Genomic DNA, 22,182 nt, shown 5'->3' with positions numbered 1-22,182 from the left:
AGGGGGTCCAGTGCAGCCGACCCCAGGAGGACACGATGGCCAGGTTCCGGGCCGCGGCGCTGATCGCCGCCGTCGCGAAGGTCAAGGACTACGCCCGTCAGAACCCCGAGAAGACCTCCGACGCGATCGGCAAGGTCGAGGGCTTCGTCCGGTCCAAGGCCGGGCCCGCGCACGCCGACAAGGTGGGCAAGGGCGGGGACGCCCTCCGCAAGGGGCTCGGGGTCCCGTCGGGCGGGGCGAGCGGGACGCCCGGGTCCGGCACGCAGGGTGGCCAGGTGCCGCCCCCGCCGCCCCCCAACCCGGTGCCCGGCACCCCGGACGACCCGCAGCCACGCCGGTCCGCCGACGACGACGCCCCGATGACCCCGGGGGAGCGGACGGGCTAGGAGCGAGCCGAGTCCGAGGCCCGGCGCCGGGCACGCGACCAGGCCAGGAGACCGGCGCCGACCGCGACAGCGGCGGGGAGCAGCCAGAGGGGGACCGCGGCGGTGGCCTCCGCGACCGCCGTCTGCGCAGACACCTCCAGCTCGGTGGTGTCGCCGAGCCCGAGGAGCCCCGTCACCCCGGCCGTCCCGTCGTACCGCAGGAACAGGGCGCCGATGAGGATGAAGAGGAGCCCGGAGGCCAGCGAGGTCGTGTGCACCTGGAGGCGGCCGACGGTCAGCATCCGCCCGCGGAGCCAGCGACGCTCACCCAGCCGGTGCCGGTCCCACAGCGCGGCGAGCACGAAGAGCGGGAGGGACATCCCCAGTGCGTAGACCGCGAGCAGCAGTCCGCCCTCGAGCGGGGTCGAGCGGGTGGCGGCGACGGTGAGGATCGCGCCGAGCACCGGTCCGGAGCAGAACCCGGCCAGCCCGTACACGGCGCCCAGCCCGAAGGTGGAGGCGTAGCCGCCCCGTCCGGCACCGGCGGCCGAGGACCAGGCCTGCAGGCGCCCGGCGAACGGCAGGCTGAACCCGCGGCCGAGGACCTGCAGCACGCCGAGCCCGATGACCGACCAGCCCGCGATGGTGATGAGGGCGGCGCGGTGGCCGTAGAAGAGCGCGGAGGCCGCCGCAGCGCCCGTCCCGAGCGGGACGAGGGTGACCAGCAGTCCCAGGTAGAACACGCCGGTCCGGGCCAGCAGCGCCGAGCGGCTGGAGAACGCGTACGCGAAGAACGACGGCAGGAGCAGGGCGCTGCACGGGGACAGCAGGGCGAGCGTCCCGGCCACCAGCGCCCCGACGAAGCTGACCTCGCTCATCGGGCCGCGTCGGCTGCGTTCTCGATGGCCTGCTCGAAGACCTCGGCGGGCTGGGCCCCGATGATGGGCTGCCCGTTGACGATGAAGGCCGGGGTGCCGGTGACGCCGAGGGCCTGACCCTCCGCGAAGTCGGCGCGAACCGCCTCGGCGAGCTCGGGGCGGGCCATGTCCTCCACGAGCCGGTCGCCGTCGAGCCCCGCGTCCCGAGCGAGGGAGGCGAGGTACTCCTCGGTGAGGACGCCGCCGTTGACGGGCCGCTGCTCGGCGTACACGGCGTCGTGGAACTCCCAGAACTTCCCCTGCAGCGCCGCGGCCCGGCCGGCGAGCGCCGCCGTCGTCGACTCCTCGCCGAGGTAGGGGAAGTCACGCCACTCGATGCGGAGCGTGCCGTCCTCGACGTACTTCTCGATGAGGCCCGGCTCGGTGTCGCGGGCGAACTTGCCGCAGAACGGGCACTGGAACTCGGAGTAGCTGACCATGACCACCGGCGCGTCGGGGTCGCCGACGGCCAGCGGGTCCCCGGGGGTCCGGCGGGGCAGCTGCGCCAGCGGGTCCTCGGCGCCGCTGCCCGCCGACGACCGGTCGGCGGCGCCGGGCTTCGCTGCGGACGGGTCGGGCCGGGACGCGACGACGGCCACGACGGTCAGGACGAGCGCGATGACCGCGATGAGCGTCGGGACGACCACCGAACGGCGGCGGGTGCTGGTGGGCTGGGTCTGCATGCTTCTCCTCGGTCGACGGGGGTCGACGTGGTCGGGTCGGGGCTCGGGCAGCCGGTGGGGTGGGCGGGAGTCGGGTGGTTACGCGTCCGCGGTGACGGGCAGGCCGGCGAGGCGCCACTCGAGGAACCCGTCCTGGAGTCGCCGCGCCTCCCTGCCCTGGGCGTTGATGAGGGTGACGGCGTCGTGCGCCATGACGCAGTACGCACCACGGCAGTACGCGACGATGCCGCGGTCGGCGGGCACCTCGGCGAGCCGGGTGCCGAGGTCGGCCAGGGGCACGGACACGGCTCCGGGGATGTGCGCGCTCGCGAACTCCTCGGCCGGGCGGACGTCGAGCAGGGTCACCGTGCCGTCCCGCATCCGGGCGGTCAGGTCCTCACGACTGATGTCGTGGACCTCGCCCCCGCTGCCGAGATGCGCTGCCAGGGCGGCCCCGACGTCGGGGGAGTGGCGCCGGGCGACGGCCCCGAGCAGGGCGTGCAGCTCGGCGACGTCCGGCCCCGCCACTCGGTAGATGACGCGGGTGCCCGACCGTCGGGTCCGGACGAGGTCGGCGGCCCGCAGGATCTGCAGGTGGGCCGAGACGGTGCTCAGGCCCTGGCCGGTGGCGCGCACGATCTCGTCGACGGAGTGCTCGCTCTGGGCCAGCAGCTCGATGATCTCGAGGCGCTTGGCGCTGGCGAAGGCCTTGCCGACCACGGCCAGCTCGTCGTAGACGTTCGATCTCGACTCTGTCATCCAGTCCTCCAAAGATTTCGAGAACAGCATGACACAGCGTGCCACCACGGACCTGATCGGGGGTCCGGTCTGCTGCGGGCCCGGCCCGGCGCGCGAGCGCCGGCCGGGGGTCAGGCCTGCGGCTCGGCGTCCTTGATCTCGCAGATGACGGCGCCGTTGCCGACGGTCGCCCCGACCTGCGCCGCGAGCCCCGACACGGTGCCCGCCTTGTGCGCGGTGATGGGCTGCTCCATCTTCATCGCCTCGAGCACGACCACCTGGTCGCCGGCGGCGACGGTGGCGCCTTCCTCGACGCTGACCTTGACGATCGTGCCCTGCATGGGAGCCGTGAGGGAGTCGCCCGAGACCGCGGCGCCGCCCCCGCCGCGCCCACTGCGCCGCGGGGCCTTCTTCTTCGCGGGCCCGGGGTTGCCGCCACCGCCGCCGCCGCCGCCGAAGGACAGTCCGCCGGGGACCGACACCTCGAGGCGCTTGCCCCCGACCTCCACGACGATCGTCTGCCGTTCCGCCGGCTCCGGAGTGTCGGACGTGGGCCCCGCGTAGGGCTCGATGTCGTTGTCGAACTCGGTCTCGATCCACCGGGTGTGCACCGTGAACGGGGCCTGCGGGTCGGCCGGTGCGAACGCGGGGTCGGCCACGACCTTCCGGTGGAACGGGATGACGGTGGGCATGCCCTCGACGACGAGCTCGTCCAGCGCTCGGCGCGCGCGCTCGAGCGCCTGCTGGCGGGTGCGGCCGGTGACGACGAGCTTGGCGATCATCGAGTCGAACGCACCGGCGACGGTGTCGCCCTCCACGATGCCGGCGTCCCAGCGCACGCCCGGACCGTGCGGGACGACCATCCGGCTCACCGTGCCGGGCGCGGGGAGGAAGCCGCGGCCGGCGTCCTCGCCGTTGATCCGGAACTCGATGGAGTGGGCGTGCGGCTCGGGGTCGGGGTAGTCGAGGCGCTGACCGTCGGCGATGCGGAGCTGCTCGCGGACGAGGTCGATGCCGGTGACCTCCTCGGACACCGGGTGCTCGACCTGGAGGCGGGTGTTGACCTCGAGGAAGGAGATGTGGCCGTCCGGGGCGACGAGGAACTCACAGGTGCCGGCGCCCACGTACCCGGCCTTGGCGAGGATCGCCTTCGACGCCCGCACCACCTCGGTGTGCTGGGCGTCGGTGAGGAAGGGGGCGGGCGCCTCCTCGACGAGCTTCTGGTTGCGCCGCTGCAGGGAGCAGTCGCGGGTCGAGACGACGACGACGTTGCCGTGCTGGTCGGCGAGGCACTGGGTCTCGACGTGGCGCGGGTGGTCGAGGAAGCGCTCGACGAAGCACTCGCCCCGGCCGAACGCGGTGACGGCCTCGCGCACCGCGGAGTCGAAGAGCTCGGGGATCTCCTCGATCGTGCGGGCGACCTTGAGGCCGCGGCCGCCGCCGCCGTAGGCCGCCTTGATCGCGACCGGGAGGCCGTGCTCCTGCGCGAACGCGACGACCTCGTCGGGGCCGCTCACCGGGTCCTTGGTGCCGGGCACGAGCGGGGCGTCGGCGTCGAGCGCGATGTGCCGGGCCTTGACCTTGTCGCCGAGGCTGTCGATGGCCTCGGGGCCGGGGCCGATCCAGGTGAGGCCCGCGTCGATGACCTTCTGCGCGAAGCCGGCGTTCTCGGCGAGGAACCCGTACCCGGGGTGCACGGCGTCCGCGCCCGCCTCCTGCGCGATCTGGATGAGCAGGTCCTGGCGGAGATAGGACTCCCCGGGCGTGGACCCGCCGAGGGCGTACGCCTCGTCGGCGACCTTGACGTGGAGGGCGTCCCGGTCGGGGTCGGCGTAGACGGCGACGGACCCGATGCCGGAGTCCGCGCACGCACGGGCGATGCGCACGGCGATCTCGCCCCGGTTCGCGATGAGGACCTTGGTGATGGCCATGGTCGTGGACTCTAGCGCCCGGCGCCCGGCCGGGCCCGGGCGCGGTGACCGTGGCCGCCAGGTGCGACGCAGGTCACGCTCCGAGCGACTCGGCCAGCCGGCCGAGCAGCCGGGCGAGGGCGTCGCGCTCGCGCGGCGGGAGGGCGGCGAGCAGCCGGTGCTCGTTCGCCATGTGGGCAGCCATCGCCTCGTCGATGAGCGCCCGTCCGGCCTCGGTGAGGTGGACGGTGCGGGAGCGCCCGTCGCCGGCCGTCCGGCGACGCTCGAGCAGCCCCCGCGCCTCGAGCCGGTCGAGCCGCTTGCTCACCGCCCCCGAGGTGACCATCGTCCGCTCGCCCAGCTCGCCGGGCGTCAGCGCGTACGGCTCCCCTTGGCGGCGCAGGGTGGCGAGCATGTCGAACTCGCCCTCCCCGAGGCCGTACTCCGCGTAGACCGCGGTGAGCTCGGGGGTGAGGGCCGCCGCGATCCGGTGGATGCGGCCGATGACGAGTACGGGCGTGGTGTCGAGGTCCGGGCGCTCGGCGAGCCACTGCTCGTGGACGGTGCTCACGTGGTCCATCACTGGATTATATCTTCCATGGAAGGTAATATCTCTTCCATGGAAGATAAAACGGCGACGGTGCCCACCGTCCTGCTCACGGCGGTCGCCCCCGTCGTGTGGGGCTCCACCTACGCGGTGACCCAGCTCCACCTCCCGCCCGACCGGCCGCTGTTCGCCGCCGTGCTCCGCATCCTGCCGGCGGGCCTGCTCATGATGCTGTGGCTCCGCCGGCTGCCCCGCGGCCGTTGGTGGGGTCGCGCTGCCGTCCTCGGCACGCTGAACCACGCGGTGTTCTTCGGGCTCCTGTACGTCGCGGCCTTCCGGCTGCCCAGCGGTCTCGCCGCCACCCTCACCGCGCTGTCCCCGCTCGTCGTCATGGCCGTCGCGTGGCTGGCCATCGGGGAGCGGCAGCCCCGAGTGACCTTCGGAGCCGCGCTCGTCGGCATCCTCGGGGTCGTCCTGCTCGTCTGGCAGAACGAGCGCGGGGGCGCCGTCGACCCGGTCGGCGTCGCGGCGGCGGTCGGGGCCGTCGTCTCGGCGTCGGTCGGCTTCGTCCTCGTCAAGCGCTGGACACCGCCGGGCCGGGTGCTCGTCACGACGTCGTGGCAGCTCGTCGCCGGCGGTGCGCTGCTGCTGCCGGTCGCGCTGCTCGCCGAGGGGGCCCCGCCTGCGCTCGACCTCCCCGCCGTCCTGGCCCTCACCTACCTCGGCCTCGCGGGGTCGGTCGTCGGCTACGCCGTGTGGTTCCGCGGGCTGACCCGGATGAGCGCCGGCGCCGTCGCCGTCGTCGGCCTGGTCAACCCGGTCGTCGGCACGCTGCTCGGGGTCCTGCTGCTCGGGGAGCCGTTCGGCGCCGGACACCTCGGTGCGATGGCGCTCGTGCTCGGCAGCGTCCTCCTCGCGCAGGCGCCCGTGCGCCGGGCGGCCGGCCGGCTGCTGCGCCCCACCGGCGGGCCGGTGCCGCCTACCGTGGAGCCATGCCGACCGTGAGCACCACCGCCCTGGCCACCCCCACCGGTCCCGTCGACGTCCCCAGCCTCGGCTTCGGGGTCTGGCAGGTGCCCGACGACGAGGTCCGCCCCGCCGTCGCGGCCGCGCTCGACGCCGGCTACCGGCACATCGACACCGCGCGTCTGTACGGCAACGAACGCGGCGTCGGCGCCACGATCGCGGACTCCGACGTGGCGCGCGAGGACATCGTCGTCACGACGAAGGTGTGGAACGACGACCACGGGCGGGACGCCACGCTGCGCGCGTTCGACGGCTCGATGGACCGGCTCGGGCTGGACGTGCTCGACCTGCTCCTCATCCACTGGCCGGTGCCCGCGCAGGACCGCTACGTCGAGACGTGGCGGACGTTCCAGGAGCTCCGCGACGCCGGGCGGGTCCGGGTCATCGGCACCTCGAACTTCCACCCCGCGCACCTGCAGCGGCTGTTCGACGAGACAGGGGAGTGGCCCGCGATCAACCAGGTCGAGCTGCACCCCTACCTCCAGCAGAAGGAACTGCGGGCCTTCCACGACCAGCACGGGGTCGTCACCGAGGCGTGGAGCCCGCTCGCGTCCGGCAAGCAGGTCCTCGAGGACGAGGTCGTCCGTGCCGTCGCGGCGGCGCACGGCGTCACCCCCGCCCAGGCCGTCATCGCATGGCACCTCGCGATCGGGAACGTCGTCATCCCGAAGTCGGTCACCCCGTCCCGCATCGTCGAGAACCTCGCCGCGGCGGACGTCACCCTGACCGAGGACGACCTCGAGCGGCTGGCGGCGCTCGACCGCGGGTTCCGCACCGGCCCGGACCCCGACACCTTCAACCAGGCCTGACCGCACGCGCGCCCGCGGGTCCTGTGGCTGGGACCGGCGCGACGAACGGCCCCCTGAGTAGTCCTGCTCATAGCGGGTGGCGCGGTACGGCGGGACACTTGGGGTGAGCCCGTTCCCGGGTGTCCACTCGCACCAGGAGGCCGCGATGACCGCGCCACCCACCGTCGCCCCGGTCCCGAAGGCCCCGGGTCCCGGCGACGAGCCCACCTCCCGGCACCCGGCCACGCCGGCGCAGCTCGCCTGGCTCGAGACCCAGCTGCGGGCCTGGCGCTCGGAGGGCCTCGTCGACGACGGGGCCGCCGCCGCCATCCGGGCCCGGTACGTCGCCCACCGGCGGGTCACCCTGGCCCGGATCGTCCTGACCCTCGGCGCGTTGTTCGTCGGGCTCGGGCTCATCTGGCTCGTGGCGTCGAACCTCGACCAGCTCTCGCCGTGGATGCGCTTCGGCCTCGTCACCCTCGTGTGGCTCGGGCTCGTCGCAGCGGCCGAGGCGCTCGCCTACCGCCGCGAGCGGTCCGGCGACGTGGCGTCCCCGGTCGTGGGCGCGGTCCGGCTGCTCGCTGCCGGTGCGTTCGGGGCCGTCGTCTTCCAGGCGGCGCAGAGCCTGCAGGTCCCCGCGTACGAGCCGCTGCTCGTGGGCATCTGGGCCGCCGGCGCGCTCCTGTACGCGTACGCGGTGGCCGCGATCGGCCCGGCCGTGCTGGGCATCGGCCTCGGCGCCTACTGGGTGGTCTGGCAGACCGTCGAGGGGTCCGAGGACGTCCTCACCGTGACCCTCGCCGTCGCGTCGACCGCGCTGCTCGCGGTGGCCGTCGGCGCCCTGCATCACCGGCTCACGGGGCGGGCCGCGGCGTGGCGGGACCTCGGCGTCCCGTGGCGGGAGATCGGCGCGGTGCTGGCGCTGGGAGCCCTGTTCTTCGCGGCGCTGCCCTTCGACGACGAGGTCGCCGGGGGGACCCCGCTCATGTGGACGGTCGTCGGCGTCGCGGTCGTCCTCGCGGTCGGCGCGATGCTCACCGGCGACCGTCTCGACCGCCTCGAAGTCGGTCTCGGGGTGGTCGTGGTCGGGCTCGTCGCCGTGCTCGCGCTGTGGCGGACCACGTCCGGGATCGCCGACACCGCGGACCTCTCCACGGCGGACTGGGCCCGGGCCGTCGTCTCGGTCGCGGTCTACCTGGCCGCCGCCAGCGGCTACGCCGTCCTCGGCGCGATGCGCGACTCGGGCCGGCTCACCTGGATCGCCACCGCGGCCCTCGTCGTCTTCACGACCACCCAGGCCTTCGCCGTCTTCGCGCCGATCCTCTCCGGTGCGGTGCTGTTCCTCGCCGTCGGCCTCGTGCTCCTCGCCACCGGGGTGCTCGCCGACCGCGGGCGCCGGCGACTGATCCGCGAGGGACAGGAGGCGCGGTCATGACCCCGGCCCGGACCACCCGTGTCGCGGTCGCCGTGCTCGCGCAGCTCGCGCTCGTCGGGGTCGCAGTCCTCTCCCCGCTCTCGGCCCGCCTGACGGGCGAGGAGATCCGGCTCCGGGTGGAGCCCGTCGACCCGATCGACCCCTTCCGCGGCGCCTACGTCGACCTCGGCTACCCGGACCTGCCGGACCAGCCGCTCGCCCGCGACAGCGAGGTCGGCGGCTCGGGGGAGGAGGCCGAGGCAGACCGGCGGGGGCGGGCGTACGTCCCGCTGACGCAGCAGGGGGAGGTGTGGGTCGGTGGCCCCGTCCAGCGGACCCGGCCCGACGGCCTGTACCTCACCTGCGACGACTCGGACTGGCGGCTCCGCTGCGGCATCGAGAGCCTCTTCCTCCCGCAGGCCGACGCCGCGGCCATGCAGGACGCGGTCGGCGCCGGGCGGGCCGTCGCGACGGTCAAGGTCGACGGCCGCGGCAACGCCGCGCTCGTCGAGGTCACCACCGGCCCGTCCTGACCCCCGGCGGGCGCCGCGGACCGCTCAGGCGTCGACCGACTCGGCGTCGGCGTCGGGCAGGTCGTCGCTGTCCATGAGCTGGGCCCGGGCGTCGGCCAGGGGCACCGGCCGCGACCACAGGTAGCCCTGGCCGCGCACGCAGCCCCGCTCCGCGAGCCAGGTGGCCTGCTCTTCGGTCTCGATGCCCTCGGCGATGGTGAGCAGGCGCAGCGACCGGCTCATCTCGAGGATCGCGAGGGTCACCGAGGCAGCGTGGTCCTCGGAGCACACCCGGTCGATGAAGGACTTGTCGACCTTGAGGATGTCGACGGGGAGCTGGGACAGGTACGAGAGCGAGCTGTAGCCCGTGCCGAAGTCGTCGATCGCGATCCAGACGCCGAGGTCGCGCAGCCCGTTGAGGGCGTTCTCGGCAGCCTCGAAGTCGTCGAGGAGCACCGACTCGGTCACCTCGACGACGAGCCGGACGGCGGGCAGGCCCGTGTCGGCGAGGATGTCGGCGACCTCGGTGACGAAGCCGGGGCGCACGAGGTGCTGCGAGGACACGTTGACCGAGATCGTCGGTCCGGCGCTGTCCGCGGACAGGGTCATCGCGGCACGGCAGGCTTCGCGCAGCACCCACGACCCCAGCGGCACGACGAGCCCGGACCGCTCGGCGGCGGGCACGAACTCCGCGGGCGACAGCATGCCGCGCTCGGAGTGCTGCCAGCGCACGAGGGCCTCGTAGCCGGTGACGGCCCGTGACTCCAGGTCGACCGTCGGCTGGAACAGCAGGACGAGCTCGCCGGTCTCCATCGCGCTGATGAGCTGGTTCTGCAGGGCCACGACGTCGAGCGAGGCCGCGTGCCGCATCGGGTCGTACACCGAGATCGAACCCTTGCCCTGCTCCTTGGCCCAGTACATGGCGATGTCGGCGTTGCGCAGCAGCTCCTCGCCGGTGCTCTCGCCGGCCACGGCCGTCGCGATGCCGACGCTCGCGTGGACGGTCCAGACCCGGCCGTCCACCTCGATCGGTGCCGAGAGTCCCTCCAGGACCCGGTGCGTCACCATCTGCGCCGACTCCTCGTCGATGTCCTCGAGGAGGACGGCGAACTCGTCGCCGCCGAGCCGGGCCACGGTGTCGGTGGGCCGGAACGCCCCGCGCAGCCGGTCGGCCACGACGACGAGCAGGCGGTCGCCCACCGAGTGGCCGTGCGTGTCGTTGACGTGCTTGAAGTCGTCGATGTCCCAGAACAGGACGGCGGCCGAGCCGGGGTTGCGGCGCCGCATGAGCGCATGGTCGAGCCGGTCGGTGAACAGGGCCCGGTTGGCGAGCCCGGTCAGCGAGTCGTGGAAGGCCTGGTGCTGGAGCTGCTCGGCGGCGGCGTGCTGGTCGGTGACGTCGCGCAGGGTGAGGACCCAGGCGCCGACGGACGGCTCGTCGAGGAGGTTGGTCAGGGTCCCGTCGGCCACGAGCGAGCGGCCCTCGGCGTGGACGAGGTGGACCCGCACCGGCTGGTCCCCCTGACGCCCGGCCCGGATCATCCGGTCCACGACGAGGGACTCCTCGCCGAGGAGGCGCTCGAGGTGCTGGCCGACGCAGGCCTCCGGGTCGCGGCCGAGGACGCTGCGGGCGGAGGGGCTGACGAAGGAGGCGGTGCCGTCGGACTCGACGACGACGATGAGGTCGGCGCTGTTCTGGACCAGGGCCAGCAGCCGCCGCTCCCGCTGGTCGACGAGCTGCTGGGCGGTCAGCCGGCGTTCGACGGCGCGGTGCCGGTCGACGAGGCGGCGGAGCACGGCGAGGACGCCGGCCGTGGCGATGAGGAGCAGTGCGGCGTGGAGGGCGGCCGCGAGCCAGGACCGTGCCGTCGCCGCGGCGTCGAGGTCCACGCGCAGCGCCGAGTCGGCCTGGCGCAGGGTGTCCAGGGCGGCGGGGTCGGTCGGGGTGGCGGCGAAGGCCTCGGCCCCCGCGACGAGGGCCGCCCCGGGCGTCCCGGCCGACACGTCGACCCCGGCGGCGACGACCTGGTCGACCGCGGTGCGGACGAGGCCGGTGGCGGCGGGTGCGGTGTCGGGCGTCAGCGGGGCGAGCGTGCCCGCGAGCGTCGACGCGGCCTGCCGCTGCCGGTCCAGCCCGTCACCGAGGTGCCACACCCCGGTGAGCAGGGCCATTTCGAGGACGACGACGATCAGCGTCCCGACCACTGTTGCGGTCGTACCCAGTCGCATCTGTCCGCTCCGTGACATGACGGCCTTCTCTCGGTCGCGGGTGGTGCCAGAGGGAGGCACGCCGCGGCGACGCTACAAGGCGACGCGCCGGGGTCGAGGCGGTTCGGTGCAGGACTGGCCGTTCGACCGATCGGGTGTCCCCCGCTCGGTGCCGCCGGGCACGGCACGGGGCCGCCGCGGCCCGATGGCTCGCGACGGCCCCGTGGTCCGGGGTGCTGCGTCAGCAGCTGGACTTGTACGCGGCGTCGCCGCCCTCACCCTCGAGGTTGTCCTTGGTGATGATGGTGAAGCCGGTCTGGATCTGCGCCTCGACCGAGCCGCCGTTCAGTGCGGCGTCGGCCTGGACGACGCCGTCCATGCCGATGGTGGCGGGCTGCTGGGCGACGAGGGCCTGCACGGTCCCGTCCTCCAGGGCCTTGATCTGGTTCGGGCCGGCGTCGAAGCCGACGATGGTGATGCCCGACGCGCCGGCCTGACGGACCCCGGTGGCCGAACCCTCGGCCGAGAACAGGTTCGTCGCGAAGATGCCGATGATGTCCTTGTCCTTCTGCAGCGCCGCCGAGACGAGGTTCGCGGCCGTCGCCGGGTCGTTGTGGCTGTACTGGACGCCGAGGTACTCGAAGGTGCTGTCGGCCTTGGCCGCGTCCTCGAAGCCCTTGACGCGGGCGTCGACCGTCGACACGCCCGGGTCGGTGGAGATGACCAGGACCTTGCCGCCGTCGGGGTTGGCCTGCTTGATGGCGTCGAAGGCCGCAGCCCCGCCGCCGACGTTGTCCGAGCTGATCTGCGACACCGCGAAGGACGGGTCGTTGACGGTGGTGTCGACGAGGACGACCTTGATCCCGGCGTCGGCGGCCTGCTTGAGCGGAGCCTCCATCGCCTGGACGTCGGTCGGCGCGACGAGCAGCGCGGCCGGCTTCGAGGCGGTGACCGCGTCGACGATCGGCTTCTGCAGGGTCGGGTCGAACTTCTGCGGACCCTGGGTGGTGACGGTGTAGCCGAGCTCCTGGGCCTTGGCCTGGATGCCGCACTCCATCGTGATGTAGAACTCGTCGCCGGCCACGCCCTGGACGAAGGCGATGGTCTTGTTGTCGTTGCCGCCGGCGGCGGTGGTGTCCCCGTCGGTGGACTCGGGGGCTCCGGTGGAGCAGGCGGAGAGGGCGAGGGCCGAGCCGGCGAGGGCTGCGGCGATCCGGGTGGTGCTACGCATGGGAATGCCTTTCTGGTGGTGACGTCGTTGTCGGTGGTGCGATACAGCGGTTGTGGTGCGGTCTGACTGGCGATGGTGCGACGTGCTGTGGTGCGGCTGATGGGTCCCTAGGACTTCCCTCGGGCGTCGTTGGCGCGGCGCTGCTGGTCGACGTAGACGGCGGTGATGAGGATCGAGCCGACGGCCACCGTCTGCCAGTACGGCGAGACGCCGATGATGACGAAGCCGGACTGGAGGACGGCCGGGATGAAGAGGCCGACCATCGAGCCGAACATCGAGCCCTGGCCACCGAAGATCGACGTGCCGCCGATGACGACCGCCGCGATGACGTTGAGGTTCGTCAGGGACTGGCCGGCGATCGTCGTCGTGCCGTACTGGGCGAGCGACAGGATGCCCGCGACGCCGGCGAGGAAGCCGGTGAGCGCGTAGATCTGGATGAGCTTGCGGTCGACGGGGATGCCGACGCGTCGGGCCGAGGTCTCGTTCGAGCCGATCGCGTAGGTGTAGCGGCCGAACCTGGTCTTGTGGAGCAGGATCCCGCCGAGAATGACGATGACCAGGGCGATGATCGAGATGACCGGGACGCCGAGGAGCCGCCCGTAGCCGATGTTGTCGACGAGCACGGTGGGGGCGGAGCGGATGTCGAGCCCGCCGGTGAGGATCTGGGCGACCCCGAGGGCCACCGAGAGCGTGCCGAGGGTGACGATGAGCGGCGGCACCTTCGCCTTGGTCACGAGGAAGCCGTTGAGGCACCCCCAGAAGGTGCCGACGACGACGGACAGGGTGAGGCCGACGAGGGCCGTGCCCCAGCCCTGGTCGCCCAGCCGCTCCATCGCCTGGGCGGCGACGACCGAGGAGACGACGAGGACGGACCCGACGGACAGGTCGATGCCGGAGGTGATGATGACGAAGGTCATCCCGACGGCGAGCACGGCCCAGATCGAGATGTTCTGGGCGATGTTGGTCATGTTCCCCGCGGTGAGGAACGTGCTCGGGGACAGGACCCCGAAGACCGCGACGATGACGACGAGGACCCCGAGGATCCACACCGACTGCATGGCCTTGACGCGCTCGCCGAGGTTCTCGTGCTTGGCAGCGGTCTCGATCGTCGCGGAGGCCCGTGACGGGGTCTCGGTGGGGGTGCTCATGCTGCTCCCTCCTTGGAGTCCAGCGCGCCGGTCATGGCGCCGACGAGCTCTTCGACACTGGTGTCGGAGGCCTGGTAGGTGGCCACGCGCCGGCCGAGCCGCAGGACCTGGACGCGGTCGGCGACCTCGAGCACGTGGGGCATCGAGTGGGAGATGAGGACGACGGCGATGCCGCGGTCGCGCACCTTCTTGATGGTGTCGAGGACGTTGCGGGTCTGGACGACCCCGAGGGCCGCGGTCGGCTCGTCGAGGAAGAGGACCTTGTCGGCCCAGGCGACGGCCCGGGCGATGGCGACCGTCTGCTTCTGCCCGCCGGACATCGAGCCGACCGGGACGACGACGCTGCGGACGGCGGAGCCGAGCTGGGTGAACGCCTTGGCGGCGTCCTCGCGCATCCGCGACGTGTCCATGAAGCCGAGGTGACCGAGCAGGCCGGGCCGCATGATCTCGCGCCCGAGGAACATGTTCTGGGCCGAGTCCAGGTGCGGTGCGAGGGCCAGGTCCTGGTGGACGACCTCGATGCCGAGGGCGGACGCGTCGTGCGGGGTGGCGAAGTGGACGGGCCGGCCCTGGAAGAGCACCTCACCCTCTTCGACGTCGAGGTTCCCGGTGAGGGCCTTGACGAGCGTCGACTTCCCGGCGCCGTTGTCCCCGATGAGGGCGACGACCTCGCCCTCGGCCACGTCGAAGTCGGCCCCGTCCAGTGCCTGGACCCGACCGAACCGTCGCTGGAGGCCCCGGGCCTCGAAGAGTGCGGTCATGACGTGACCTCCCGGTAGGACCGCGCACGGCCCTCGATGATCTGGCGGTAGTCGTCGAGCCGGCGGCGCCCGGTGTCGGCGAGGAAGGCGACCCGCTCGGCGTGGTCCATCGCGACGGTCTCGCGCCACACCGAGCGGCCCGCGATGAAGCCGCTCGCGCCGCCCTCGTCGCAGCTGACCCGCAGGACGTCGCTGAACTCCTCCGACGACACCCCGGCCGACAGCACCGCCCACGGCGCCGTGATGCTCGACGCGAGGCGGCGGCACGCCTCGGGGCTCCCGGGGTACTCGAGCTTGAGGAGGGTCGGGTTGAGGGAGTCGATGAGGACGGCCGCCTCGATGATCGCGTCGGCGCGGGCCTGCGGGGAGAGCGGCTCCTCGCCGGCGAGCGGGAAGATGAGGTTCTCGATGACCGACGGGATGCCCGCCGCGGCGCAGTCGGCGACGAGGGTGCGCATGACCTCGACGGCCTCGGCCGTGGTGTCGCGACCGTCGGCGCCGGGGGTGCGGTCGGCCCGCACCTGGACGAGGAACTTCATCGCGTGGGCGCCGCTGTCCCGGACCCACGCCGCGTCCTGCGCGGGGTCGAGGGAGACGGTGGGCTCCCCGTTGTGGGTCGGGCGGGTCGACGGCTCCGCCGCGAGGAGGATGCCGTAGGGGGCGGTGGTCTCGGCCGCCTGGGAGGCAGGGAGGCCGTAGGTCGGGTCGACGAGGAACGCCGAGGCGCTCCCGGCGAGGGAGGCGATCATGTCGCGCTTGAACGCGGTGATCTCCTCGTCCGGGGTGTCGGCGCGGTCGACGTCGGCGAGCATCCGCTTGAGGGTGCCGCGCTGGTCCATGGCGAGGACGGCGAACGTGCCGGCCTCGGTGGCGATGGCGTCGAGGCCGGAGGTGGTGGTCTTCACGGGGTGATCTCCTGGGTGAGTGCGGTGCTGGGCGTGGGGTCCTGCGAGGGTCTGGAAGCGGCGCGGTGGCGGCTGAACCACTCGGCGGGCGGCCGGCGGTCGCCCTGGGTGGCCTCGGGCTGTCGGGCGGCCCACGCGCCGAAGCGGGCGGCCCCCCACGTCCCGGGCTGTTCGATGTCGGCGACCTCGACGACGGGGGCCAGGTCGCGGCGGGCCTGGACGACCGACCGCATCCGGGTCCAGCCGCCCGCGACGACGAGCCGCTCGACGGGGACGTCGGCCGCCCGGAGGATGCCGAGCAGCCGGCGCCCCCGGGTGGTGCCTCCGTCGAGGGCGGCTCGCCACACGTGCGCGGAGGTGTGGGCCTCGGACCCGAGGTGGATCGCGACCTCGTGGTCCTCCATCGCGAACCCGGTGACCCGCACGTCGGCGGTCTCGCCGGGGGCGAGCGCGAGGGTGGCGGTGTCGAGCTCCCCGCGGGCCGGGTCGCGCTCGGCGCCGAGGACCCGCAGGACCCGCTTGAGGACGAGGCCGGTGCGGGTCCCGCCGATGAAGCCGGTGCTGCCGCGGACGACGTGCGGGTAGACCGAGATGCCCTGGAGGGCGAGGTCGCGGACGACGTCGGGGGCGGGGACGCGCGAGGCGGAGGCGACGTAGGCCTCGGCGGTGCCGAAGCTGTCGAGGGCCGACCCCGGTGAGCCGCACCCGGCCGCTGCGGCGGCGACGGCGTGGTCGTGCCCCGCGACGGTGAGGACCGCCCCGCGGACGGCGGCGACGGGGTGGTCGGCGCGGATGGTCCCGGCCGGGGATCCGGCCTCGACGATCTCGGGGAGCAGGTCCGGGCCCACCCCGAGGTGGTCAAGCGCCGGCGCCCAGGCGCGGTTCGTGTGCACGTCGAGCAGGCCGGTGCGCCCGAGCAGGGAGAGCTCGGCCACCCGGCGGCCCCCGAGGCGGAGGATGACCCACTCGGGGACCGAGAGCCACTGCAGCCCCTGGAGGTCGACCCCCTGGTCGCGCAGCCACAGCAGCTTGAAGAGGGAGGCGACGTGGCTGACCGGCAGGCCGGTCATCGCGGGGAAGGCATGGGCCAGGGCGGGGGGCAGGGCCTCCGCGTGCTCGGTGCCCCGGGGGTCGTACCACGCGATGACGGGGCTGTGCGCGCGGCCGGCGGCGTCGACGAGGACGCCTGCCTCGGCCATCGAGGTGAACCCGACGGACCGGACGCTGGTGCCGGGGGCCAGGGCCTCGCCGACCTCGGCGAGCAGCTGCTCGACGGCCTCGACGACGGACGCCGCGGTGCGCTCGACGCGGCCTTCGCCGGTCTCGCGCCAGGCGGTCGCCAGCGAGCGGTCGAGGACGCGGGTGCCGTCGTCGGCGACGGCGCTCACCTTGGTCATGGTGGTGCCCAGGTCGAAGCCCAGGTCGACGACGGCCATCACGAGCCCCTCGGGGCGAGCTCACCGGAGCCGCGGGGGACGAGGAGGGTCGGCAGGACGGTGTCGAGCACCTCGGCCCCCGGGTCCTGGATCCGGCGGGCGAGGAGGTCGAAGGCGGTGTCGGCGATGGCGCCCGGCCGTTGGTCGACGACCGTCGTGGGGGGCGTCATCAGCTCGGCCACGGGGTAGTCGCCGAAGATGACGAGAGCGACGTCCTGGCGGTGCAGGCGCCGCTGGGCGCGCAGCACGCCGAGCCCCATCATCGGGGAGGCGGCGAAGACGGCGGTGGGAGCCTCGGGAGTGGCGAGCATGGCGAGGGCGTAGGGGTAGGCCTCCTCGGCGGACCAGGCCCGGGTCTCGACGAGTCGCGGGTCGACCTCGATCCCGGCCTCGCCGAGCGCCCGCTCGTACCCGGCGTACCGGTCGACGAGGGTGGTGAAGGCCGAGGTCTTGCCGAGGAAGCCGATGCGCCGGTGGCCCCGGGCGACGAGGTGGCGCACCGCGTCGGTCGCACCCTGCTCGTCGGTGACCCGGACGACGTCCTTGTCGGTGACGCCGCACTTGCGGTCGATGACGACGACGGGCACGTCGTGCGGAAGGGCCTCGGCCACCACCTTCTCGTCACCGAACGGGGCGATGACGAGCCCGGCCACCCCGCGGCGGGCGAGGCGCTGGATCTGGGTGCGCATGCGGGTCTGGTCCATGCCGGTGGACGCGACGAGGACGTCCATCCCGACGTCCATGGCCCGGGCCTCGATGACGGCGACGACCTGGGCGAAGAAGGGGTCGTCGATGGAGTCGACGAGGACGCCGATGGTCGGCAGCTTCCCTCCGCCGAGGCGCTGGGCCGCAGGGTCGGGGTGGTACTGGAGGAGCTCGATCGCCGCCCGCACCCGGGCGACGGTCTCGTCCCGGACGTTCGGGGCCTCGTTGATGACCCGGGAGACGGTCTTGATGGAGTAGCCCGACTCGCGGGCGACGTCGTAGATCGTCGGGCGGCTCATGCGGGCACTCCGGCCGGGAGCAGGGCGAGGGCCGGGGCGACGAGAGCCGCGTCGAGCATGCCGCCCCTCTCGTGCTGGACGGCGGCGGCCGCGACCGCCATGCCGTGCCGGACGGCCTCGACGTCGGCGGCGCCCCCGAGGATGGCGTCGCAGCAGCCGGCGAGGAAGGAGTCGCCGGCCCCGATGGGGTTGACCACGGGCACCCGGGCGGCGCCGATCCACCAGCTGCCGGACGCGGTCGTGAGCGCCGCGCCGTGCGACCCGGCCGTGACGACGGCGCGACGGGCCCCGCGGCCGTGCAGTGTCCGGGAGGCCTCGAGGCAGCGCTCGGGGAGGTCGTCGCCGGACTCCTCGACGTGCTCGTCGGTGCGGCCGTACAGGAGCGCCTCCGCCTCGCCGACGTTCGGGCTGACGAGGTCCGGCCCGCTGGGCAGGGTGGCGGCGAGAACGGCGGGGGCCGCGTCGACGAAGGCCTCGACCCCACTCTCGTGCGCGGCCGTGACGACGTCGGCGTAGAAGGTGTCGGGCAGGCCCGGGGGCAGGGAGCCGGAGCAGGCGACGGCTGGGGCCTGTGCGAGCTCGGCGCGGACACGGGGGAGCAGTGACTCGGTGTCCCAGTCCTGCGGCTCGGGGCCGCGCCCGTTGACGACGGTCACCCGCCCGCCGTCCTCGAGGAAGATCATCGCGATCCGGCCCTGGCCGCGGTGCGGCACGGGGACGAAGTCGGTGCCCTCGGCCTCGAGCAGCTGCTCGAGGCGGTGGTCCTCGGCGGGGGCGAGGCCGAGGAGGCGAGGGGAGCGCCCGAGGACCCGCATGGTGCGGCAGACGTTGACGCCCTTGCCGCCCGCGGTCGAGACGGTGCGGGTCGACCGGCTCACCGTGCCGGGCGTGAGCGTGGCGAGCCACGTCGTCACGTCGATGCACGTGTTGGGGGTCACGACCAGCAACGGGGGCCTCCTCGCCCAGAGCGACAGCGCTGTCAATCTTGCGTCCGGACCTTGTTCCCATCCGGTGTTTCAAGTACCGTAAGGCGGTATGACAGCGCTGTCAACACCCCAGAGCCCACTTTCCTCCTCGATCGGTCTGCGCCGTCGCCTCGCCCGCATCAGCGACGCCGCCGGACACATCCGCACGATGGCCATCGACCATCCCGAGAACTACCTCAAGCTCTTCGACGCCGACCTCGACAGGGTCGGTTTCGACGAGGTCGTCGAGTCCAAGCTCGACATGATCCGCGTGCTCGCACAGCACTCCACCTCGGTGCTCATCGACCCGGTGTGGAGCTTCGGCCAGGCCATCGCCGCCGGGGCGGTCCCCGGGGACGTCGGCATTCTCAGCGGCATCGAGGACCTGTACTACGAGCCCTCGAGCGCCGTCGGCTTCGACACCGAGCTGAAGCTGAAGCCGGGCTGGGACCCCGCCGTGCTCGCGGCCCTCGGCGCCGACGCCGCCAAGCTCGTCGTCTTCCACCGCGACGACCAGGACGCCGACGTCGTCGCCCAGCAGCACGCGGTCGTCGCCGAGGCCGCCGCCGCCTGCCGGGCGCACCAGCTGCCGCTCGTCGTCGAGCCGCTGTGGTTCCCGACCGGTGACGAGGACCTCGCCGACCCGGCCGTGCGGGCGGTGCGCCGTCGCAGCGTCCTGTCCTCGGCCCGCTCGTTCCGGGAGGCGGGCGCCGACATCATGAAGGTGGAGTTCCCGGTCCTGGACCTCACCGACCTCGACGCGGCACACGAGGCCTGCCAGGCCCTGGACGAGGCGGTCTCCGGCCCGTGGGTGCTGCTGTCGGCCGGGGTGACCTTCGAGGGCTTCCGCACCCAGCTCGACGTCGCCGCCGACCACGGGTGCAGCGGCTTCATGGCCGGCCGCGCGATCTGGGGCGACGCCGTCGGCCGGATGGACGCCGCGGCGAGGCGGGCCGGCGCCGACCTCGCGGCCCGTCGGCTCGACGAGCTCGCCGAGGTCCTCGAGGGGCGTGGCCGCCCGGCGTACACCCCCGTCGACCAGGCCGAGGTGGCCTCGCTCATCGGGCCGCAGTGGTACCTGGGCGCGGTGGGCGAGCAGGCATGACCACCCGCCCCGCCGACCCGGGGCGCCTGCTCTGCGTCGGCGGGGCCCCCGGGGCGGGCAAGACGACGGTCGGGGCGCTCGTGGCGGGCGGGCGGCGGGCCGCCCTCGTCGACCTCGACAGCGTGAGCACCCCGCTCGTCGAGGCCGTCGCCGCCGGCCTCGGCGTCGCCGCGGACCTCGACGCGCCCCGGTTCGCCGCGCTGCGCGACGCGCGGTACGCCTGCCTCGCCGCCGTCCTCGCGGACTGCCTGCGCGCGGGCGTCGACGCGGTGGCGGTCGCCCCGTTCACCCGGGAGGCCGCGGACGGGTCCGCGTGGCGGTCCTGGGGCCTGGGCCTCGGGGCGCGCTCGGTCACGACGTGCTGGCTCGACGTCGACCCCGCGACGGCTGCGGCGCGCACGGCAGCCCGGGCGGCCGCGCGCGACCTCGCCAAGGGTGCCCCGGCGCCGCCGCCCGCTCCACCGGTCGACCGGGCCGGTCTCGACCTCGTGCTCGACACCGCCGCCGAGGTCCCCGGCGGGCTCGCTGCGCGGATCCTGTCGTCCTGGCCGGGGCGCTGACGCCCGGCCCGGCGCCGATGGCACGATGACCGCATGAGTGACGACGCGGTCGACCGGGCCCAGCGCGCGCTGGAGGAGGGCATCTCGCGGGACTTCGGCGCCGCGATGTCGTACGCCGACTACCTGGACCTCGACACCCTGCTGTCGGCGCAGCACCCCCGCAGCTCGCCGCCGCAGCACGACGAGCTGCTGTTCATCGTCCAGCACCAGGTCGCCGAGCTGTGGCTCAAGCTGCTGCTCCACGAGCTGCGGTCCGCCCGGTCCCTGCTCGCGGCGGACGAGCTCGCACCGGCGCTCAAGCGCCTCGCCCGGGTCAAGCACGTGCAGCGCCAGCTCGTGGAGATGTGGGACGTGCTGGCGACGCTCACCCCGAGCGAGTACGCCCAGATCCGGCCCTTCCTCGCCACCAGCTCGGGCTTCCAGAGCCACCAGTACCGCGCCGTCGAGTTCCTCCTCGGGAACAAGAACGCCGAGATGGTGCGGGTGTTCGAGCACGACGCCGCCGCGCGGGACGATCTCGGCGCCCTCCTGGCCGAGCCCACCCTGTACGACGAGTTCCTCCGGCTGCTCGCCCGCCGGGGCTACCCCGTGCCCGCCGAGGTGCTCGAGCGCGACGTCACCCTGCCCTACCGGCTCGTGCCGGCCCTCGTCGAGGTCGTCGCGGCCGTGTACGCCGCCCCCGCCGAGCACTGGGGGGTCTACGAGACGTGCGAGGAGCTCGTCGACGTCGAAGACCTCTTCCAGCAGTGGCGCTTCCGCCACCTCCAGGTCGTGACCCGCACGATCGGCCACAAGGCCGGCACCGGCGGCTCGAGCGGCGTGGACTTCCTGCGCCGGGCCCTGGACCTCACCTTCTTCCCCGAGCTGTACGAGGTCCGCAGCCGGGTCGGCTGACCCCCGGCATAGGGTCGGGCCCATGACCCGGGTCATCCACACCGCGCAGGCGCTCGTCGACGCCGTCATGGAGGTCCCCGGGCTGCCCCGCCGGGGCGGCAACGTCATGGCGTCCTCCTACCGCCGGTACGCCGGGGGAGCGGTCACCATCCTCCTCGCCGCCGCCCGGTCCGGCGCCCGGGCCGTCCATGCCGGGGCCGTGGGCACGGGGCCGAACGGCGACCTGATCCGCCAGGCCCTCGAAGCCGACGGCGTCAGCCTGTCGGCCGAGCCCGTGCTGGACGTCGACACCGGCGTGTGCGTCGTGCTCGTCGAGCCGGGCGCCGAACGGACCTTCGTGACGACCCAGGGGGCCGAACGGGAGATCACGGTCGACTCCCTTGCGATGAGCGCCCCCACCGCCGGTGACCTCGTCTGCATCAGCGGGTACTCGCTCGTCGGCCGCACGACGGAGCCGCTCGTCACCTGGCTCGACACCCTCGCCACCGGGGTCCACGTCGTCCTCGACCCGGGAGCCACCTTCGTCGAGGTGCCCCCGGCCGTCCGCGACGCGGTCCTCGCGCGGACCACTGTCTGGACCGGCAACGCCGAGGAGTCGGCCGCGCTCGCCGGGGTCGACGGCATCACCGAGAGCGCCGAGGTGCTCGCCACCCTGCTGCCCGAGGGTGCCGTCGTCATCGTGCGCGACGGCCCCCGAGGGTGCCTGGTCCGCAGCGAGGGCCGGCAGGTCTTCGTGCCCGGTCACCCGCGGCGGCCCCTGGACACCAACGGCGCCGGCGACACCCACACCGGGGTGCTGCTCGCGGAGCGCGCGGCGGGCGCCGGGTGGGCCGACGCGGCGGTACGCGCCAACGCCGCGGCCGCCATCAAGGTCACCCGGCGCGGCCCCGACACCGCGCCGACCCGGGCCGAGATCGACGCCTTCCTGCGGGGCTGACCGCCCGAGCGGCCCGACGGGGCGAGATGGCTCGATCGGGTCATTCACAACGGGTCGCCCACGGGCGAGGATCGATGTCACGGCGATAGATCCCTGGCGGGTGGTCGTCGTGTACCGGTGCGGTGGGACGGGACGGAAGTCCGCCACCG

At 73.9% G+C, this 22,182-nt stretch carries 22 protein-coding genes; 9 read left to right on the top strand and 13 right to left on the bottom strand.

Annotated elements, in window-relative coordinates:
- Positions 1 to 35 precede the first annotated feature (35 nt).
- On the top strand, positions 36 to 386 hold the full coding sequence (locus Q0963_RS04340; RefSeq protein WP_299443117.1) for an antitoxin: 351 nt from the start codon (positions 36 to 38) through the stop codon (positions 384 to 386).
- On the opposite strand, the gene Q0963_RS04335 is transcribed toward Q0963_RS04340, so the two are convergent.
- The 5 genes from Q0963_RS04335 to Q0963_RS04315 all read right to left on the bottom strand — a co-directional run bounded on the left by Q0963_RS04335 (position 383) and on the right by Q0963_RS04315 (position 5,172).
- Positions 383 to 1,243 carry a cytochrome c biogenesis CcdA family protein gene (locus Q0963_RS04335; protein WP_299443114.1) on the bottom strand — a complete coding sequence of 287 codons (861 nt, stop codon included), beginning with the start codon at positions 1,241 to 1,243 and terminating at the stop codon, positions 383 to 385. The genes Q0963_RS04340 and Q0963_RS04335 overlap by 4 nt on opposite strands.
- Positions 1,240 to 1,965, bottom strand: a complete 726-nt coding sequence (locus tag Q0963_RS04330) for a thioredoxin domain-containing protein (protein WP_299443111.1) — start codon at positions 1,963 to 1,965, stop codon at positions 1,240 to 1,242. Before Q0963_RS04330 ends, Q0963_RS04335 begins: the two co-directional genes overlap by 4 nt.
- A gap of 78 nt (positions 1,966 to 2,043) precedes the next feature.
- Positions 2,044 to 2,703 (bottom strand): metalloregulator ArsR/SmtB family transcription factor, encoded by a 660-nt coding sequence (locus Q0963_RS04325; protein WP_299443108.1) that lies wholly within the window; start codon positions 2,701 to 2,703, stop codon positions 2,044 to 2,046.
- Between the two features lie 110 nt (positions 2,704 to 2,813).
- Positions 2,814 to 4,613: a biotin carboxylase N-terminal domain-containing protein gene (locus tag Q0963_RS04320; RefSeq protein WP_299443105.1), complete on the bottom strand. Its 1,800-nt coding sequence runs from the start codon at positions 4,611 to 4,613 to the stop codon at positions 2,814 to 2,816.
- 73 nt (positions 4,614 to 4,686) lie between these two features.
- Positions 4,687 to 5,172, bottom strand: a complete 486-nt coding sequence (locus tag Q0963_RS04315) for a MarR family winged helix-turn-helix transcriptional regulator (protein WP_299443102.1) — start codon at positions 5,170 to 5,172, stop codon at positions 4,687 to 4,689.
- A gap of 39 nt (positions 5,173 to 5,211) precedes the next feature.
- On the opposite strand from Q0963_RS04315, the gene Q0963_RS04310 reads away from it, so the two are divergent.
- The 4 genes from Q0963_RS04310 to Q0963_RS04295 all read left to right on the top strand — a co-directional run bounded on the left by Q0963_RS04310 (position 5,212) and on the right by Q0963_RS04295 (position 8,900).
- Entirely contained in the window at positions 5,212 to 6,144 is a 933-nt protein-coding gene (locus Q0963_RS04310; protein WP_299443099.1) for a DMT family transporter, read from the top strand.
- The gene (locus tag Q0963_RS04305; RefSeq protein ID WP_299443096.1) at positions 6,132 to 6,974 is read left to right on the top strand and encodes an aldo/keto reductase; all 843 of its coding nucleotides are present in this window, start codon (positions 6,132 to 6,134) and stop codon (positions 6,972 to 6,974) included. Before Q0963_RS04310 ends, Q0963_RS04305 begins: the two co-directional genes overlap by 13 nt.
- A 145-nt stretch (positions 6,975 to 7,119) precedes the next feature.
- Complete coding sequence (locus Q0963_RS04300) at positions 7,120 to 8,388, top strand: DUF2157 domain-containing protein (RefSeq protein WP_299443093.1); 1,269 nt, start codon at positions 7,120 to 7,122, stop codon at positions 8,386 to 8,388.
- Positions 8,385 to 8,900: a GDYXXLXY domain-containing protein gene (locus tag Q0963_RS04295; RefSeq protein WP_299443090.1), complete on the top strand. Its 516-nt coding sequence runs from the start codon at positions 8,385 to 8,387 to the stop codon at positions 8,898 to 8,900. Before Q0963_RS04300 ends, Q0963_RS04295 begins: the two co-directional genes overlap by 4 nt.
- Before the next feature lie 24 nt (positions 8,901 to 8,924).
- On the opposite strand, the gene Q0963_RS04290 is transcribed toward Q0963_RS04295, so the two are convergent.
- From Q0963_RS04290 to Q0963_RS04255, 8 genes are all read right to left on the bottom strand, one after another.
- Positions 8,925 to 11,084, bottom strand: coding sequence for a bifunctional diguanylate cyclase/phosphodiesterase (locus Q0963_RS04290; RefSeq protein WP_299443087.1), 2,160 nt, complete (start codon positions 11,082 to 11,084; stop codon positions 8,925 to 8,927).
- A gap of 244 nt (positions 11,085 to 11,328) precedes the next feature.
- A complete protein-coding gene (locus Q0963_RS04285) occupies positions 11,329 to 12,318 on the bottom strand; it encodes an ABC transporter substrate-binding protein (RefSeq protein ID WP_299443084.1) in 990 nt (329 codons plus the stop codon).
- A 107-nt stretch (positions 12,319 to 12,425) separates the two neighbouring features.
- Positions 12,426 to 13,466: an ABC transporter permease gene (locus tag Q0963_RS04280; protein ID WP_299443081.1), complete on the bottom strand. Its 1,041-nt coding sequence runs from the start codon at positions 13,464 to 13,466 to the stop codon at positions 12,426 to 12,428.
- Positions 13,463 to 14,227 carry an ATP-binding cassette domain-containing protein gene (locus tag Q0963_RS04275; protein ID WP_299443078.1) on the bottom strand — a complete coding sequence of 255 codons (765 nt, stop codon included), beginning with the start codon at positions 14,225 to 14,227 and terminating at the stop codon, positions 13,463 to 13,465. Before Q0963_RS04275 ends, Q0963_RS04280 begins: the two co-directional genes overlap by 4 nt.
- Positions 14,224 to 15,132: a hypothetical protein gene (locus tag Q0963_RS04270; protein WP_299443075.1), complete on the bottom strand. Its 909-nt coding sequence runs from the start codon at positions 15,130 to 15,132 to the stop codon at positions 14,224 to 14,226. The genes Q0963_RS04275 and Q0963_RS04270 overlap by 4 nt, the downstream gene beginning before the upstream one ends.
- Positions 15,129 to 16,568: an L-fuculokinase gene (locus Q0963_RS04265; RefSeq protein ID WP_299443072.1), complete on the bottom strand. Its 1,440-nt coding sequence runs from the start codon at positions 16,566 to 16,568 to the stop codon at positions 15,129 to 15,131. Before Q0963_RS04265 ends, Q0963_RS04270 begins: the two co-directional genes overlap by 4 nt.
- Complete coding sequence (locus Q0963_RS04260; protein ID WP_299443069.1) at positions 16,568 to 17,572, bottom strand: LacI family DNA-binding transcriptional regulator; 1,005 nt, start codon at positions 17,570 to 17,572, stop codon at positions 16,568 to 16,570. The genes Q0963_RS04265 and Q0963_RS04260 overlap by 1 nt, the downstream gene beginning before the upstream one ends.
- Positions 17,569 to 18,510: a 1-phosphofructokinase family hexose kinase gene (locus Q0963_RS04255; RefSeq protein WP_299443620.1), complete on the bottom strand. Its 942-nt coding sequence runs from the start codon at positions 18,508 to 18,510 to the stop codon at positions 17,569 to 17,571. Before Q0963_RS04255 ends, Q0963_RS04260 begins: the two co-directional genes overlap by 4 nt.
- A gap of 97 nt (positions 18,511 to 18,607) precedes the next feature.
- On the opposite strand from Q0963_RS04255, the gene Q0963_RS04250 reads away from it, so the two are divergent.
- Genes Q0963_RS04250 through Q0963_RS04235 form a run of 4 tightly spaced genes read left to right on the top strand, consistent with a single transcriptional unit; the run spans position 18,608 to position 22,033 of the window.
- Positions 18,608 to 19,642, top strand: a complete 1,035-nt coding sequence (locus Q0963_RS04250; protein ID WP_299443065.1) for a DUF2090 domain-containing protein — start codon at positions 18,608 to 18,610, stop codon at positions 19,640 to 19,642.
- On the top strand, positions 19,639 to 20,202 hold the full coding sequence (locus tag Q0963_RS04245; protein WP_299443062.1) for an AAA family ATPase: 564 nt from the start codon (positions 19,639 to 19,641) through the stop codon (positions 20,200 to 20,202). Before Q0963_RS04250 ends, Q0963_RS04245 begins: the two co-directional genes overlap by 4 nt.
- A 33-nt stretch (positions 20,203 to 20,235) precedes the next feature.
- Positions 20,236 to 21,096 (top strand): tryptophan 2,3-dioxygenase, encoded by an 861-nt coding sequence (locus Q0963_RS04240; RefSeq protein WP_299443059.1) that lies wholly within the window; start codon positions 20,236 to 20,238, stop codon positions 21,094 to 21,096.
- A gap of 22 nt (positions 21,097 to 21,118) precedes the next feature.
- Positions 21,119 to 22,033, top strand: a complete 915-nt coding sequence (locus Q0963_RS04235) for a PfkB family carbohydrate kinase (protein ID WP_299443056.1) — start codon at positions 21,119 to 21,121, stop codon at positions 22,031 to 22,033.
- Positions 22,034 to 22,182 lie beyond the last annotated feature (149 nt).

It is taken from the genome of uncultured Phycicoccus sp. (assembly GCF_947495705.1).
GTDB lineage: Bacteria > Actinomycetota > Actinomycetes > Actinomycetales > Dermatophilaceae > Phycicoccus.
The sequence above is the reverse complement of the archived record's forward strand: the minus strand, read 5'-3'. Positions and strand labels throughout refer to the sequence as shown.

Coding starts and splice junctions, on each gene's coding strand:
- Q0963_RS04340 (WP_299443117.1), top strand. CDS start 36: ATGGCCAGGTTCCGGGCCGCGGCGCTGATCGCCGCCGTCGCGAAGGTC.
- Q0963_RS04335 (WP_299443114.1), bottom strand. CDS start 1,243: ATGAGCGAGGTCAGCTTCGTCGGGGCGCTGGTGGCCGGGACGCTCGCC.
- Q0963_RS04330 (WP_299443111.1), bottom strand. CDS start 1,965: ATGCAGACCCAGCCCACCAGCACCCGCCGCCGTTCGGTGGTCGTCCCG.
- Q0963_RS04325 (WP_299443108.1), bottom strand. CDS start 2,703: ATGACAGAGTCGAGATCGAACGTCTACGACGAGCTGGCCGTGGTCGGC.
- Q0963_RS04320 (WP_299443105.1), bottom strand. CDS start 4,613: ATGGCCATCACCAAGGTCCTCATCGCGAACCGGGGCGAGATCGCCGTG.
- Q0963_RS04315 (WP_299443102.1), bottom strand. CDS start 5,172: ATGGACCACGTGAGCACCGTCCACGAGCAGTGGCTCGCCGAGCGCCCG.
- Q0963_RS04310 (WP_299443099.1), top strand. CDS start 5,212: ATGGAAGATAAAACGGCGACGGTGCCCACCGTCCTGCTCACGGCGGTC.
- Q0963_RS04305 (WP_299443096.1), top strand. CDS start 6,132: ATGCCGACCGTGAGCACCACCGCCCTGGCCACCCCCACCGGTCCCGTC.
- Q0963_RS04300 (WP_299443093.1), top strand. CDS start 7,120: ATGACCGCGCCACCCACCGTCGCCCCGGTCCCGAAGGCCCCGGGTCCC.
- Q0963_RS04295 (WP_299443090.1), top strand. CDS start 8,385: ATGACCCCGGCCCGGACCACCCGTGTCGCGGTCGCCGTGCTCGCGCAG.
- Q0963_RS04285 (WP_299443084.1), bottom strand. CDS start 12,318: ATGCGTAGCACCACCCGGATCGCCGCAGCCCTCGCCGGCTCGGCCCTC.
- Q0963_RS04280 (WP_299443081.1), bottom strand. CDS start 13,466: ATGAGCACCCCCACCGAGACCCCGTCACGGGCCTCCGCGACGATCGAG.
- Q0963_RS04275 (WP_299443078.1), bottom strand. CDS start 14,227: ATGACCGCACTCTTCGAGGCCCGGGGCCTCCAGCGACGGTTCGGTCGG.
- Q0963_RS04265 (WP_299443072.1), bottom strand. CDS start 16,568: ATGGCCGTCGTCGACCTGGGCTTCGACCTGGGCACCACCATGACCAAG.
- Q0963_RS04260 (WP_299443069.1), bottom strand. CDS start 17,572: ATGAGCCGCCCGACGATCTACGACGTCGCCCGCGAGTCGGGCTACTCC.
- Q0963_RS04250 (WP_299443065.1), top strand. CDS start 18,608: ATGACAGCGCTGTCAACACCCCAGAGCCCACTTTCCTCCTCGATCGGT.
- Q0963_RS04245 (WP_299443062.1), top strand. CDS start 19,639: ATGACCACCCGCCCCGCCGACCCGGGGCGCCTGCTCTGCGTCGGCGGG.
- Q0963_RS04240 (WP_299443059.1), top strand. CDS start 20,236: ATGAGTGACGACGCGGTCGACCGGGCCCAGCGCGCGCTGGAGGAGGGC.
- Q0963_RS04235 (WP_299443056.1), top strand. CDS start 21,119: ATGACCCGGGTCATCCACACCGCGCAGGCGCTCGTCGACGCCGTCATG.